This is a genomic window from Sphingomonas sp. AC435 (assembly GCF_979253005.1).
On sequence record NZ_CEEDCJ010000038.1, the window covers coordinates 1 to 279 of the forward strand.

At 72.8% G+C, this 279-nt stretch carries 1 pseudogene; it reads right to left on the reverse strand.

The features are described 5' to 3' along the window. Positions 1-279, reverse strand: a pseudogene (locus AC0CH8_RS18865) (LPS-assembly protein LptD); the annotation flags it as partial.

The following is a 279-nucleotide window of genomic DNA, read 5'->3' on the forward strand; positions in this document are numbered from 1 at the left end:
GCGTGTCGGTCAGGTCGATGCGGTCGCCGTACGCGATGTCGCCCTGCGGATTGGTGACGGCGATGTCGCCGGTCGCCACGACCTTGCCCGTCTTGCGGGTCCAGACCACCTGATCGGCGCGCAGCCGTTGCCCCTGGCGGATCATCCGCACGTCGCCCCGGGCGGTGACGATATCGCCTTCGGAGTCATACTCCAGCGCGCCGGCCGCGAACTGCACTGGATCGTCGGCGGCGGGCGGGGCGCCCGCGATCGGGTCGCCGGCCGGCGGCGCGACAGGAC